At 54.2% G+C, this 14,206-nt stretch carries 15 protein-coding genes; 7 read left to right on the top strand and 8 right to left on the bottom strand.

Annotation, left to right across the window (positions count from 1 at the left end; genetic code table 11):
* Positions 1 to 75: 75 nt before the first annotated feature.
* Positions 76 to 645 carry a hypothetical protein gene (locus tag ABGA49_RS03690; protein WP_347665153.1) on the top strand — a complete coding sequence of 190 codons (570 nt, stop codon included), beginning with the start codon at positions 76 to 78 and terminating at the stop codon, positions 643 to 645.
* A 13-nt stretch (positions 646 to 658) separates the two neighbouring features.
* Positions 659 to 1,267, top strand: a complete 609-nt coding sequence (locus tag ABGA49_RS03685) for an SMI1/KNR4 family protein (RefSeq protein ID WP_088238203.1) — start codon at positions 659 to 661, stop codon at positions 1,265 to 1,267.
* Between the two features lie 52 nt (positions 1,268 to 1,319).
* On the opposite strand, the gene ABGA49_RS03680 is transcribed toward ABGA49_RS03685, so the two are convergent.
* Positions 1,320 to 1,568 (bottom strand): helix-turn-helix transcriptional regulator, encoded by a 249-nt coding sequence (locus tag ABGA49_RS03680; RefSeq protein ID WP_347665152.1) that lies wholly within the window; start codon positions 1,566 to 1,568, stop codon positions 1,320 to 1,322.
* A 286-nt stretch (positions 1,569 to 1,854) separates the two neighbouring features.
* On the opposite strand from ABGA49_RS03680, the gene ABGA49_RS03675 reads away from it, so the two are divergent.
* A complete protein-coding gene (locus ABGA49_RS03675) occupies positions 1,855 to 2,076 on the top strand; it encodes a hypothetical protein (RefSeq protein WP_134317815.1) in 222 nt (73 codons plus the stop codon).
* A gap of 467 nt (positions 2,077 to 2,543) precedes the next feature.
* On the opposite strand, the gene guaA is transcribed toward ABGA49_RS03675, so the two are convergent.
* Complete coding sequence (gene guaA / locus ABGA49_RS03670; protein ID WP_088238206.1) at positions 2,544 to 4,121, bottom strand: glutamine-hydrolyzing GMP synthase; 1,578 nt, start codon at positions 4,119 to 4,121, stop codon at positions 2,544 to 2,546.
* Between the two features lie 58 nt (positions 4,122 to 4,179).
* The gene (gene guaB / locus ABGA49_RS03665; protein WP_061493728.1) at positions 4,180 to 5,646 is read right to left on the bottom strand and encodes an IMP dehydrogenase; all 1,467 of its coding nucleotides are present in this window, start codon (positions 5,644 to 5,646) and stop codon (positions 4,180 to 4,182) included.
* Between the two features lie 159 nt (positions 5,647 to 5,805).
* On the opposite strand from guaB, the gene xseA reads away from it, so the two are divergent.
* The 3 genes from xseA (at position 5,806) to ABGA49_RS03650 (ending at position 8,617) form a co-directional block, all read left to right on the top strand.
* A complete protein-coding gene (xseA, locus tag ABGA49_RS03660; protein ID WP_061493727.1) occupies positions 5,806 to 7,179 on the top strand; it encodes an exodeoxyribonuclease VII large subunit in 1,374 nt (457 codons plus the stop codon).
* A 71-nt stretch (positions 7,180 to 7,250) separates the two neighbouring features.
* Positions 7,251 to 8,276 (top strand): M4 family metallopeptidase, encoded by a 1,026-nt coding sequence (locus tag ABGA49_RS03655; RefSeq protein ID WP_061493726.1) that lies wholly within the window; start codon positions 7,251 to 7,253, stop codon positions 8,274 to 8,276.
* On the top strand, positions 8,276 to 8,617 hold the full coding sequence (locus ABGA49_RS03650; protein WP_347665322.1) for a protealysin inhibitor emfourin: 342 nt from the start codon (positions 8,276 to 8,278) through the stop codon (positions 8,615 to 8,617). Before ABGA49_RS03655 ends, ABGA49_RS03650 begins: the two co-directional genes overlap by 1 nt.
* On the opposite strand, the gene ABGA49_RS03645 is transcribed toward ABGA49_RS03650, so the two are convergent.
* The gene (locus tag ABGA49_RS03645) at positions 8,614 to 8,829 is read right to left on the bottom strand and encodes a zinc ribbon domain-containing protein (protein ID WP_061493725.1); all 216 of its coding nucleotides are present in this window, start codon (positions 8,827 to 8,829) and stop codon (positions 8,614 to 8,616) included. The genes ABGA49_RS03650 and ABGA49_RS03645 overlap by 4 nt on opposite strands.
* 179 nt (positions 8,830 to 9,008) lie before the next feature.
* Here ABGA49_RS03645 and ABGA49_RS03640 point away from each other — a divergent pair, with 179 nt between their 5' ends.
* Positions 9,009 to 9,413, top strand: a complete 405-nt coding sequence (locus tag ABGA49_RS03640) for a hypothetical protein (protein WP_347665151.1) — start codon at positions 9,009 to 9,011, stop codon at positions 9,411 to 9,413.
* A 43-nt stretch (positions 9,414 to 9,456) separates the two neighbouring features.
* Here the strand turns inward: ABGA49_RS03640 and der are convergent, their stop codons facing one another.
* The 4 genes from der to hisS all read right to left on the bottom strand — a co-directional run bounded on the left by der (position 9,457) and on the right by hisS (position 14,173).
* The gene (gene der, locus ABGA49_RS03635) at positions 9,457 to 10,932 is read right to left on the bottom strand and encodes a ribosome biogenesis GTPase Der (protein WP_347665150.1); all 1,476 of its coding nucleotides are present in this window, start codon (positions 10,930 to 10,932) and stop codon (positions 9,457 to 9,459) included.
* Positions 10,933 to 11,052: 120 nt separating this feature from the next.
* Positions 11,053 to 12,231: an outer membrane protein assembly factor BamB gene (gene bamB, locus ABGA49_RS03630; protein WP_061493722.1), complete on the bottom strand. Its 1,179-nt coding sequence runs from the start codon at positions 12,229 to 12,231 to the stop codon at positions 11,053 to 11,055.
* Positions 12,232 to 12,241: 10 nt separating this feature from the next.
* Positions 12,242 to 12,862 carry a YfgM family protein gene (locus tag ABGA49_RS03625; RefSeq protein ID WP_088238209.1) on the bottom strand — a complete coding sequence of 207 codons (621 nt, stop codon included), beginning with the start codon at positions 12,860 to 12,862 and terminating at the stop codon, positions 12,242 to 12,244.
* Positions 12,863 to 12,898: 36 nt separating this feature from the next.
* A complete protein-coding gene (hisS, locus tag ABGA49_RS03620; RefSeq protein WP_061493720.1) occupies positions 12,899 to 14,173 on the bottom strand; it encodes a histidine--tRNA ligase in 1,275 nt (424 codons plus the stop codon).
* Positions 14,174 to 14,206 lie beyond the last annotated feature (33 nt).

The following is a 14,206-nucleotide window of genomic DNA, read 5'->3' as shown; positions in this document are numbered from 1 at the left end:
AGTTATGGTGGCTACCACCGCTGAACGGTTGAAGGATGGCCTCAACTGGCAGCAAAACTGACGCCGGAGTGGATAATGCGCTATGAATTCGTTGAGGTGCTCAACGATCTGATTGATTACTTTTTGCTGGGCGACATCCGCCTGTTGCAGACCTGGAAGGAAGAGCATGCACTTGATGACGATGTGGCATCCGAGTTTATCAGCAATGACAGCGGCGACCGGGCTGTGCAGCAGGGCATTGTCATCCCTCTGGCGGGCATTGAAAATTACCCCTACACCGTGATTTTCACCCTTGCGGATGAGACACCGGAACTGCTCAAGCCGGAAAGCCATTTGCAGCACCAACGTGGCGGCTATGTACTGCGCATCGAAAACCGGCAATTAATGCTGTTCACGTGGCGGATCCTGCAAAACTTCACCGATGCGCAAATCAGCGCGCTTGAGGCGCGCTATCGCCAGCCAGGGCGACCGCAAATTGACCTTGATAACGGCATGTATGAGGTTGAGATCCTCGCCGGAGAAGTACTGCGCGGCGCGTATTACGAGCCTGCAATTGAGTTCGTGCTGAAGAGAACCGAACGCGAGCACGCGACCGCCGATATGGAGATGAACTACCGCTTCACTGTCGACAGCCAGACTTATTAATCGGGACACGATAATGACTTCAGATAACCAGGCACTGCCACCACTTGCGTGGCCAGCATTTACCGACGAAGCAGAGCGGCTGGCGTGGTGGCGCGCCTGTGCGCAGGCTTACCTCGACTTGTGGAATAACCCGCCGCCCATCACGCCTGTGCCCCTCAAAGAGATCGATGCCCTGGAGCAGCGCCTGAACTGTGCCCTGCCCTCCTTGCTGCGTCGTTATCATGAACAGATTGGTGCGTTGGAACTGGCGGAAAGGCTGTGCAGCGTAACGCCCGAGAAATACGCCAGCATCGAACCGCTGCTGAATGCTTATCCCGGCATTAGCGACATCCTGGAAGATGCGCCCGACGCAGAACAACTGTTAGCGCTGGTTGATCAGTTGGTTGCTTTTGGCGACTACCTTGGCAATGGCAATTTGTGGTGCTTCCACCGGGAAACGGGCGAAGTGTGGTATTTCGATCACGACAGTTCGCCGATGCTGACGCAGATCTTCAGCGACGCGGGTCAGTACCTCGACGTGCTGATGTTTAAGTGCCTACTGGCCGCCCACGACGAGGAGGACAATGAGGATCTGCTGCGCGAACACCTCGGCGATGAGATTGTGGAGAAATGGATGTATTGAGAAGGCGGTAATGCCCCTGGCACGGGAGCATTACCGTTTTATGTTTCAGCCTTTATACGCTCTGCTTTTCATATGCACACTGATCGGATTTACACCCCGGATACCGCGACGGCCAGATTACTTCTGGTCGGGTATCTAACGCTTCGGCAATTAACCGCTCCCCTTTCGGCCAGTGCCGGGTTAAGGCATGGGCGAGCGTGGATGAAGCCAGCCCCGACTCACGAGAAAGCGCCGCCAACGATGCCCCTTTTTTCCGTAAACCCGCAATAATATCTGCCGGATGCCAGTCCTGATGTTCCATGTTGGTTCTCCTTTTTGATCAACTGTCAGGACAAGAACTAAAGCTAACACTGATTAAAAGGGGCATCCTTTAGAGGTGCTAAAGAGGAGATATATTTTCTTTAAATGCTAATTAGGAGGAAATGACCACCTTGATGTCCGCTAAGAGCGAGGAACGGACGTCTACACCTCACGAACGAACTTAAATATAAAATTTTTCCAGCTATGCAGCGGCTATAAGGTATGTATTGACATGATATCTATGCCAAAATGAATTAAATTTAATCATTTACGGAGTATTGCACATCATGGCTATTGTGTTTATTCCTGCCCTTGTTGCGCTGCTTGAAGCCAAAGAGAAGGAGTTCGGACGAGAATTGACTCGAGAGGATGTTGAGTCGATCCGAGATAATGCTACTGCTATTGAGTTACCTGTAGAGATTGCCAAGGACATGATCAAAAGCCGAGGCTATCCCGATATTGATGCGCAAAATGCTTGGGATGAGTGGTTACTATATAAAAAACCATAGCACGAAATTCCTCTACTCAAAGCGGACGAGCTAACTGAGTTGAAGGCCCGCTGTGAGCAAAGAACGGAAGTTCGCATTTGTCATAAGCGCGGGGATGCAGGACTAACATTGGCGTGTGATAATCAACCGGGAGCAGTTCACAGCCTGGTGTCAGTCAACATGGTTTATTGTTTTCCTTTCTCAAAAATAGCATGTTGTAAAAAATTCAGAAAAGTTATTTAACTATCTGTTTTTAATTGAGTTATAAAAAACAAATACCATAACTCAACCGAAATCTATCACATGGTACTTTTTCAAACCTGAATTCGAAACCAGAGAGTACCATCAAAAATTCCATTGAAAAAACCGTGCTTCACATTGCTAACAGCTGCCAGAAAGTGCCAGACACAAAAACAAAAAAGCCCACAGTTACGCGGGCTTAGAGGTACTTTACGGCTTTAACGTGCAGGCTGTTGCCAGACGCGAAATCATTCCCACTCAATGGTAGCTGGCGGTTTGCCGCTGATGTCATACACCACGCGGGAGATGCCGTTGACTTCGTTGATGATACGGTTGGACACGCGGCCGAGGAAATCGTACGGCAGATGCGCCCAGTGTGCGGTCATAAAGTCGATGGTTTCTACAGCACGCAGGGAGACAACCCAGTCATATTTACGACCGTCGCCCATCACGCCCACAGAACGTACCGGCAGGAACACGGTGAAGGCCTGGCTTACTTTGTTGTAGAGATCGGCTTTATGCAGCTCTTCAATAAAGATCGCATCGGCGCGGCGCAGCAGGTCACAGTACTCTTTCTTCACTTCGCCCAGTACGCGAACGCCGAGGCCCGGACCCGGGAACGGGTGGCGGTACAGCATGTCGTACGGCAGGCCCAGCTCCAGACCAATTTTACGCACTTCGTCTTTGAACAGCTCACGCAGCGGCTCAACCAGGCCCATCTTCATCTCTTTCGGTAGACCGCCCACGTTGTGGTGAGACTTAATAACGTGCGCCTTACCGGTAGCCGAAGCAGCAGATTCGATCACATCCGGGTAAATGGTGCCCTGCGCCAGCCATTTCACGTCTTCCAGTTTCAGGGCTTCTTCGTCGAACACTTCCACAAACACGCGGCCAATGATTTTGCGTTTCGCTTCCGGATCGTTTTCGCCAGCCAGCGCGGCCAGGAAACGGGATTCCCCTTCCACGTGAACAATGTTCAGACCGAAGTGGTCGCCGAACATGTCCATTACCTGCTGGGCTTCGTTCAGGCGCAGCAAGCCGTTGTCCACGAAGACGCAGGTCAGGTTTCTGCCGATGGCGCGGTGCAGCAGCATCGCGGTCACGGAAGAGTCCACACCGCCGGAAAGGCCGAGGATGACTTTGTCGTCGCCCACCTGCTGGCGGATGCGTTCAACAGCGTCATCAATGATTTTTGCCGGCGTCCACAGCGCTTCGCACTGGCAGATGTCGCGCACAAAGCGCTCCAGCATACGCAGGCCCTGGCGGGTGTGGGTCACTTCCGGGTGGAACTGCACCCCGTAGAAGCGTTTTTCTTCGTTCGCCATAATCGCGAACGGGCACGTCTCGGTGCTGGCAACGGTCACAAAGTCAGCCGGGATCGCCGTTACTTTGTCGCCGTGGCTCATCCACACGTCCAGCAATACTTTGCCGTCTGCGGTCAGCGAATCTTCAATACCGCTGATCAGTGCGCTGTCGGTCTGTACTTCTACCTGCGCATAACCGAATTCACGTTCATTGGAACCTTCAACGTGGCCGCCCAGTTGCATGGCCATGGTCTGCATGCCGTAGCACACGCCAAGCACCGGCACGCCTGCTTCAAACACATACTGCGGCGCACGCGGACTGTTGTCTTCGGTGGTGCTTTCCGGGCCGCCGGAAAGGATGATGCCGCTTGGATTGAAGTCGCGGATCTGCGCTTCGGTGACATCCCACGCCCACAGTTCGCAGTAAACGCCCAGTTCACGCACGCGGCGCGCAACCAGCTGGGTGTACTGGGAACCGAAGTCGAGGATCAGAATACGATGTTTATGAATGTTGTCCGTCATTGACGCTACTTCCGAGGCAAGTTACGAAAGCGCCCGGTAAAACCGGGCGCGAAAATCATTAAGAACCCATACGGTAGTTCGGGGATTCCTTGGTGATGGTCACGTCGTGAACGTGACTTTCCTGGATGCCCGCACCGCTGATGCGCACAAATTCCGCTTTGGTACGCAGGTCGTCGATAGTACCACAGCCGGTCAGACCCATACAGGAACGCAGGCCGCCCATCTGCTGGTGAATGATCTCTTTCAGGCGGCCTTTATAGGCAACGCGGCCTTCAATGCCTTCCGGCACCAGTTTGTCGGCGGCGTTATCGCTCTGGAAGTAGCGGTCAGAAGAGCCCTTGGACATTGCGCCCAGGGAGCCCATGCCACGGTAAGATTTGTAAGAACGTCCCTGGTAGAGTTCGATTTCGCCCGGGGATTCTTCGGTGCCCGCCAGCATGGAGCCAACCATCACAGCAGCTGCGCCAGCGGCGATAGCTTTAGCGATGTCGCCAGAGAAGCGGATACCACCGTCAGCGATAACCGGAATGCCGGTGCCTTCCAGCGCTTCAACCGCATCGGAAACGGCGGTGATCTGCGGAACGCCCACGCCGGTCACGATACGGGTGGTACAGATGGAGCCAGGGCCGATACCAACTTTCACCGCGCTTACGCCAGCGTCTGCCAGCGCACGTGCGCCTGCGCCAGTTGCAACGTTACCGCCGATGATTTGCAGGTCCGGGTATTTAGCACGGGTTTCGCGAATGCGTTGCAACACGCCTTCGGAATGGCCGTGAGAGGAGTCAATCAGCAGTACGTCAACGCCGGCGGCAACCAGCGCATCGACGCGCTCTTCGTTACCTGCGCCTGCACCGACTGCCGCGCCAACACGCAGGCGACCCTGCTCATCTTTACAGGCGTTCGGTTTACGTTCTGCTTTCTGGAAGTCTTTAACGGTGATCATGCCGCGCAGGTGGAAGCTGTCGTCCACAACCAGCGCTTTCTCAACGCGTTTTTCGTGCATTTTAGCGAAGACCACTTCGCGGGATTCGCCTTCGCGAACGGTCACCAGACGCTCTTTCGGCGTCATATAAACGCTGACCGGCTGAGTCAGGTCGGTCACGAAACGCACATCACGACCGGTGATGATGCCGACCAGTTCGTTATCGCCATTGACAACCGGGTAACCGGCAAAGCCGTTACGTTCGGTCAGCTCTTTGACTTCGCGCAGGGTGGTGGTTGGCAGCACGGTCTGTGGATCTTTAACCACGCCGGATTCATGTTTTTTCACGCGGCGAACTTCTTCTGCCTGGCGCTCAATCGACATGTTTTTGTGAATAAAGCCAATGCCGCCTTCCTGTGCCAGGGCAATCGCCAGGCGCGCTTCGGTCACGGTATCCATCGCCGCAGAGAGCATAGGAATGTTCAGGCGAATGGTTTTGGTGAGCTGCGTGCTCAAGTCGGCAGTATTCGGCAGAACGGTGGAGTGAGCGGGAACGAGGAGGACGTCGTCAAACGTCAGTGCTTCTTTAGCAATACGTAGCATGGGCAATATCTCTGACCTGGGGGGTTAAATATTGCCGTGGCATTATACAGAGCGTAACCGATTGCATCCACACTTTTTTAAGAAAAATACTTGCTATCCCCTCGTATCGGGTTACTATCGACTGAATAACCTGCTGATTTAGAATTTGATCTGGCTCACATGTCATCGTTCCAATCCCCTTCCATTTATACCGTCAGCCGCCTGAATCAATCGGTGCGCTTACTGCTGGAACGCGAACTTGGCCAGGTGTGGATCAGCGGCGAAATCTCCAACTTTACCCAACCTTCTTCAGGCCACTGGTACTTCACGTTAAAAGACGACACCGCCCAGGTGCGCTGCGCGATGTTCCGCAACAGCAATCGTCGTGTCACCTTCCGCCCACAGCACGGCCAGCAAGTGCTGGTGCGCGCCAATATCACGCTGTATGAACCGCGCGGTGAATATCAGGTTGTGGTTGAAAGCATGCAACCGGCGGGCGAAGGTTTACTGCAACAGAAGTACGAGCAGCTTAAAGCGAAGCTTGCTGCCGAAGGGTTGTTTGACCAGCAGTGTAAGCAATCACTTCCCTCACCTGCGCACTGCGTTGGCGTGATTACCTCGAAAACCGGCGCTGCGCTGCACGATATTCTCCATGTGCTGAAACGCCGCGATCCGTCGCTACCGGTGGTGATTTACCCGACGGCAGTTCAGGGCGAAGATGCCCCCGCACAGATTGTACGTGCCATCGAACTGGCGAATGCGCGCCAGGAGTGTGACGTGCTGATTGTCGGGCGCGGTGGCGGTTCGCTGGAAGATTTATGGAGCTTTAATGACGAGCGCGTGGCGCGGGCGATTTTTGCAAGCACCATTCCGGTGGTCAGCGCTGTCGGGCATGAAACTGATGTGACGATTGCCGATTTTGTCGCCGATCTGCGTGCGCCAACGCCGTCTGCAGCGGCGGAAATCGTCAGCCGTAATCAACTGGAACTGTTGCGCCAGGTGCAGGCGATGCAGCAGCGTCTCGAAATGGCGATGGATTATTACCTGGCAGGCCGCAACCGCCGCTTTGCGCAACTGAATCACCGTTTGCAACAACAGCACCCGCAATTAAGGTTGGCACGCCAGCAAACCGTGTTGGACCGTTTACAACAGCGCATGCACAATGCGCTGGATACCCAGTTAAAGCGTGCATCTTTACGCCAGCAACGTGTGATGCAGCGCCTGAACCAGCAAAATCCGCAGCCGCGTATTCACCGGGCGCAAACTCGCGTGCAACAACTGGAGTATCGCCTCAGCCAGACCATTCGCGACCGCTTAAGTCACACGCGTGAACGCTTTGGAACGGCTATCACTCATCTGGAAGCAGTCAGTCCGCTGGCGACACTGGCGCGTGGCTACAGCGTGACCACCGCGACGGATGGCAAAGTGTTGAAACAGACTAAACAGGTGAAAGCGGGCGACAAGCTGACCACGCGGCTAAACGATGGCTGGGTAGAGAGCGAAGTCAGCGCCGTCAAGCCCGTAAAAAAACCGCGCCAGCGTAAATCCTCCTAATTTGTCCGTCCCCCGGATCCTGCGGTCCTATACTTTTTGTTGTTCTTTGTTGTTTTATCAAGGAGATCAACATGCATTCATATCGCCCGTACAGCGTTATCCCGCCTTATATCCTTCGCCGCATTATTGATAATGGTTCCGAGCTGCAACAACGTTGCGCCCGCCAGACGTTAACGCACGTGCAAACGCTGATGGCCCACAGCCATGGCAAAGTCAATGCGCCGCTGGTGACCTCCCCCGGTGAACTGGTGCGCGATATCTATGACGCGCAGCAAAAAGAGACCCTGCCCGGTGAGCAGGTACGGTACGAAGGTCAGCCATCGAATGGCGATGTCGCCGTGGATGAAGCCTACGATTACCTTGGCGTCACGCACGATTTCTTCTGGCAGATTTATCAGCGCAACTCGCTGGATAACCAGGGATTGATCCTCAACGGCACCGTGCATTACGGCAAAGAGTATCAAAACGCCTTCTGGAACGGTCAGCAGATGGTCTTTGGCGATGGCGACGGTGAGATTTTTAACCGCTTTACGATAGCCATTGATGTCGTAGCGCACGAACTCAGCCACGGTGTCACAGAAACAGAAGCGAACTTAATCTACTTTGAACAAGCGGGCGCACTGAATGAGTCGCTATCGGATGTTTTTGGATCGCTGGTGAAGCAGTATCACAAACAACAAACCGCCGCCGAAGCAGACTGGATTATTGGCGAGGGTTTGCTGGCAAAAGGCATTCACGGCCGTGGGCTACGTTCGATGTCTGAGCCTGGCACCGCCTATGATGACCCGTTATTGGGTAAGGATCCGCAGCCCGCGCATATGAAGGACTATGTCAAAACCCGGGAAGATAATGGCGGCGTACACCTGAACTCCGGTATTCCTAACCGCGCGTTTTACCTGGCGGCGACTGCCGTTGGCGGGCATGCCTGGGAGCAAACAGGGTACGCCTGGTACGATACCGTCTGCGATAAGTCACTGGCGCAAGACGCGGATTTTGCCGCTTTTGCGAAACTCACCATCAAACACGGCGAAAAACGCTCCGGCAAAAAGGTGTCGGCAGCCATTGAGCAGGCGTGGAAAGATGTCGGAGTATTATGATGAACGAACCGGAATTAACCGACGATGCGGTGGTGGAGTTAGCCCGTGAAGGCGGGCTGGCTTTTATGCCGAAGCTGAGCGGCAAACGGCGAATTGTCATTGCCCAGCTCAGCAACGAGCAGCGCCAGCGCCTGGTTGAAATCCTGCACCAGGCTTTGCCGCTCGGGCAACCGCCCGGGCAGCCAGGTTCACCAGGACGCGGCGACCAGCGCTTTTACCGTGTACAGATAACCTGGACCACGCAGCCAACAGATGTGTTGTTGCTGATCCCGGAAAGTAAAGCCCCTCCCTCTTTTGTTGATCTGTGGCGCGAAGGTGAAGGGTGTATCTGCAAGTCTTAACGCAGGGTAAATTCAACGCGTTTTTTGGAAATCAGCCCGTGGCCGTGCTGACAGAAGAAGTCCACCGCGCCACAGGCTTTTAACACCTCCAGAGGCTGATGACACTCCGGGCAGTTGGCCTGTACTTCAATGTCTGTATCGCAGACGTTGCAGTGGGCGTGCGTTCCCACCTGTTCCAGTGGGTTGTGGCAGGTCGGGCATTTTAAATCCATAACGAGCTCCTTCATGTTTCACTGCAACTATCATACACGGCGGGTAACAAATAATCCGTCGCCTGTTTTATCTTTGGTTTGGTTGGCCAAGGTGTATCTCCGTAAGTGATGAAAAAAATCTCTGCTCGCAAATAACAGCATGTGATAAATAGGGCGTTCATAAATAGCAAGGAGCGGTTATGTCACGGGATTTTAGCGTTTATCTTCATGCTGCAAAGATGCCCGCCCCCCCGGCGTGGAGAGCAGAAATAAAGCAGCAGGGTTTTGCGTGCGATTTGGATGATGATTTCGACCCTCTCACCTTCAGCGGCTTTCTGCCCTGCCCGGTGGAAGAGAAAATATCCGGTTTCGAGTATTACGCGCGCGAACTTGATGATGACGATTTTGCAGAGCTGGATGGCGTGCAACCGTTCAACTACAGCATCACATTTTGTGCCGGAAGCAGACCCGCTGAAACCATGGCGGCATTGGCTGCGGCCAGTTGTCTGACGAAGCTTTCCGGCGGCGTGTTATACGATTTTTATTCCGGGGAGATGATCCTGGCTGAGCACGCTGTGGAGTGGGCAAAATCGCAAACGGCCTGACCATAACAGCAAACCCGCCGGATGGCGGGTTTGGCGTGACGCATTACTTGCTTTTCTTAATGTGTTTAATCAGACGCTTACGTTTACGCATCTGGTTCGGCGTCAGGGTGTTGCGCTTCTCTGCAAACGGGTTTTCCCCTTCCTTGAACTGGATACGGATCGGCGTACCCATCACGTCCAACGATTTACGGAAGTAGTTCATCAGATAGCGTTTGTAGGAATCCGGCAGGTCTTTCACCTGGTTACCGTGGATCACTACAATCGGCGGGTTATACCCCCCGGCGTGCGCGTATTTCAGCTTCACGCGGCGACCGCGCACTAGCGGCGGCTGATGATCTTCCGATGCCATCGTCATAATGCGGGTCAGCATCGCGGTGCTCACGCGACGGGTAGAGCTGTCGTAGGCTTCGCGAACCGACTCAAACAGGTTACCGACGCCACTGCCGTGCAACGCAGAGATAAAGTGCACGCGGGCAAAATCAATAAAGCCAAGGCGATAATCCAGCGTCTCTTTAACCTGTTCTTTCACTTCCTGGGTCAGGCCATCCCACTTGTTGACCACAATCACCAGCGAGCGACCACTGTTAAGGATAAAGCCCAGCAGCGACAGATCCTGATCGGAGATGCCTTCGCGGGCATCAATCACCAACAGCACCACGTTAGCGTCTTCAATCGCCTGCAGCGTTTTGATAACGGAGAACTTCTCCACCACATCAGTGATTTTGCCACGCTTACGCACGCCCGCCGTATCGATAAGTATGTACTCACGTTCATCGCGCTGCATCGGGATGTAGATACTGTCACGCGTGGTCCCCGGCATGTCATACACCACAACACGCTCTTCACCAAGAATACGGTTAGTGAGTGTGGACTTACCGACGTTCGGACGACCGACAATAGCCAGCTTGATCGGCAAATCCTGCGGGTTAAAGTCATCTTCCGGCTCTTCTACTTCGCCGTTTTCACGGGCTTCGAACTGCACCCAGTACTCAGCGTCTTCGTCCACCTCTTCCGGCGGATTCAGCTCGTCCATCCACGGCATCAGCACGTGTTCCAGCAGACTGGTCACACCGCGCCCGTGCGATGCGGCAATGGCGTAGATTTCACCGAGGCCCAGCGAGTAAAAATCCGCCGTTGCCTGATCCGGATCCAGACCATCGGTTTTGTTCGCCACCAGGAAGGTCGGTTTTTCACGCGCACGCAGGTGTTTCGCAATAGCGGAGTCAGCAGGCATCAGGCCAGCGCGCGCATCCACCATAAACAGCACCACATCGGCTTCTTCAATCGCCAGCAGCGACTGTTCCGCCATACGGGTTTCCACACCGTCTTCCGTGCCGTCGATACCGCCGGTATCGATGCAGATAAATTCACGGCCTTCCACTTCAGCACGACCGTACTTACGGTCACGAGTCAGACCCGGGAAATCCGCTACCAGCGCATCACGGGTGCGTGTTAAACGGTTAAATAGCGTGGATTTTCCAACGTTAGGGCGCCCGACAAGCGCGACCACAGGTACCATGTTTGAAGCCTCATTACAGAAAATTCATTAGCAAAACGGCGCGGTTTGCGCAGCGTTTTAAAAACAGGAAAACGGCTCCTGCAACAGGAGCCGTTTACGGGAACGACAACCTCAGCGCGATTAACGCGTGATGGCGTACAGCGTACCGTCTTTTGCCTGGATCAGCAGTTTGCCATCGGCAACGACCGGCTCGGTCAGGAAACCAGAGCTGTCGACTTTCTGCTGTGCCACAAAACGGCCGTCCTCGACATTAATCCAGTGCACATAGCCTTCGCTATCGCCTGTCACAATATAACCATTATACAACGCCGGAGCGGTAAGGTTACGGTGCAGCAGATCGCTTTGTGTCCACAGAGTTACACCACCGTCCGTGGTGAGCGCCAGAATGCGGTCGTTCTGATCGATAAGATAGATACGGTTGCCGTCAACGATGAAATCACTGACTGAACCCAGCTCACGTTTCCACATGATTTGGCCGCTGCGCAGATCCAACGCTGTCATGTTGCCATTGTAAGCCAGCGCGTACACGACACCATTCACCACAACCGGCGTGGTGTCTACATCGCTCAGACGATCGATTTCCGTCGGCCCGTTTGCCTGAGAGATACGTTGCTGCCAAATCAACTGGCCTTGCTGCATCAACACCGCACTCACGCGACCATTATCACCGCCAACAATGGCAGCACCAAAGGCAGCAGTCGGAGCAGACTCACCGCGCAGAGAGAGCGCAGGCATATCCAGGTTAACGGTCCATTTTACTGCACCATCAGTTTCATTCAGCGCTTGCAACTGACCGTTGCTGGTATGGATCAGCACCAGACCATCGCTGATGACCGGGCGAGACAGTGCCTCACCGGCCACTTTCGTTTGCCAGGCGGTAGAGCCATCACTGGTGTTCAGCGCATAAACGCGTGCTTTTTCACTACCGACATACACGTGGCCGCCGGAAACAGTCACACCGCCAGAAAGCTGTGCAGCGCGGGTTGAGAACCAGCCATCTTTTTCGGCCAGATTCACGGACCAGACTTCACGACCATCTTCTGCATGCAGAGCTTTCACCACACCATGGCGATCGGCGGCATATACCACGCCATCCGCAAAGGCCGGATGCAGGTTGGAATAGAAATTGCCGATACCGTTGCCAACGGAGGTGCTCCACGCCGTTGACGGCGTAAACTGGTTTTCAACAACCGGCAACGGGGACATTTTGACAACATCTTCTTCGCCATTGAACAGGGAACAGCCGCTCAATAACGTAACGGAAAGCAGCCCAGGCAGAAGTAATTTACGCAATTGCATCGGGTCCCTCTTAGATGGACAAATTATTAATTTTCATTTGCATCATTTCACTCAGCGCAGGGGAAGCATTGTTTTTAATGCCGTTTTCCCATGCGGTGCGCGCGCCTTGTTTGTCGCCTTTGCTCAGCAGTGCCTCGCCGCGTAAATCAGCCACGATAGCTGCCCAGCTTTCGCCTTTTACGGCATCCAGTGTTTTGAGCGCAACATCCTGCTGTTTCAGTTGCACCTGAACACGCGCCAGACGCACGTTGAAAATCGCTTTCAGATTTTCATCGCTGGTCGCCGCGAGCCCTTGTTGCAACTGGGCAGCAGCTTTGTCCAGCTCGTTTTTATCAACGTACTGCTGCGCCAGTTCCAGCGACGCTAACGCGCCGTAGGTGTTTTTGTTGTCAGCGGCAAACTTCTCCGCCGCCGCGAACGACTCGGGTTTGTCTGCCTGAAGCGCGGAAACCGCGTTTTCATAAGCTTGCGATGAGGCTTTTGCTGTATCAGCCTGATGATTGGTCCAGTAGCGCCAGCCAACCAGCGCACCAATACCTAAAACAACGCCAACAGCCAGCGCTTTGCCGTTTTCAGCAAAGAAGCGCTTAATCGCGTCTACCTGGTCGTTTTCGTTTTCGTAAATTTCCACGCAGTCCTTCTCCTTAACGATAATTCACCGGGGAGATTAGCCCAGTAGTGTGCGCAAATGCGCCGCAACGCTGTCCTGCGTTACCGTACTCTGCTCACCAGAGCGTAAATCCTTCACCACAACATTACCGTCGGCGATTTCAGATTCGCCGAGCACCAGTGCGACGCGAGCGCCCCACTTGTCTGCTCGGGCAAACTGTTTTTTGAAATTGCCGCCGCCGTGGTTCATCATCAGCCGTACGCCAGGTAACGCATCACGCACCTGCTCACCCAACTGCATCGCAGCGGATTGCGTATTGGCGCCAGACGCCACCAGGTATATATCGACAACGGATTCTGCTTTAAATTCCGGATTAACTGCCTGAACTAACAAAACAAGTCGTTCAAGACCCATCGCGAAGCCCACCGCCGGTGTGGCGCGACCACCCAATTGTTCAACCAGACCGTCGTAACGACCGCCAGCACACACGGTGCCCTGCGCGCCCAGACTGGTGGTGACCCACTCAAATACAGTGCGGTTGTAGTAGTCCAGACCGCGCACCAGGCGCTGGTTAACGGTATAGGCAATGCCTGCCGCATCCAGGAATGCACAAAGCCCGGCGAAGTGTTCGCGGGACTCGTCATCCAGGTAATCACCCAGTTTCGGCGCATCGTTCAACAGCGTCTGGATGTCCTGATTTTTGGTGTCCAGCACGCGCAGCGGGTTGGTGTACATGCGACGCAGGCAATCTTCGTCCAGCTTATCTTTATGCTGTTCGAGGAACGCCACCAGCGCATCGCGGTAGGTCGCACGCGCTTCAAGTGAACCGATGGAGTTAAGTTCAAGCGCAACATGGGAAGCAATACCCAGCTCACGCCACCAGCGGGCGGTCAGCATAATCAGCTCGGCGTCGATATCCGGCCCCTGCAGGCCAAACACTTCAACACCCAACTGATGGAACTGGCGGTAGCGTCCTTTTTGTGGCTTCTCGTAGCGGAACATGGGCCCGACATACCACAAGCGTTGTTCCTGATTGTACAGAAGACCATGCTCGATGCCGGCGCGTACACAGCCCGCCGTACCTTCTGGACGCAGCGTCAGACTTAACTCATTGCGATCGTCAAAGGTGTACATCTCTTTTTCAACCACGTCGGTCACTTCACCGATCGCGCGTTTAAATAACGAGGTCTGCTCTACAATCGGCAAACGGATTTCACTGTAACCGTAGCTGCCGAGCACGTTTTTTAAGGTGCCTTCAATGCGCTGCCAGATGGCGGTCTCGCCAGGCAGATAATCGTTCATGCCGCGAATGGCTTGAATATTCTTTGCCACGTTTCTTCTCTTTATGAATACAAAAAATGAACC

Origin of the sequence: Kosakonia sp. WA-90, from assembly GCF_039871955.1 — a bacterium.
GTDB lineage: Bacteria > Pseudomonadota > Gammaproteobacteria > Enterobacterales > Enterobacteriaceae > Kosakonia > Kosakonia oryzendophytica.
Note: the sequence above shows the minus strand (reverse complement) of the source record. Positions and strands in the feature narration are given on the sequence as shown.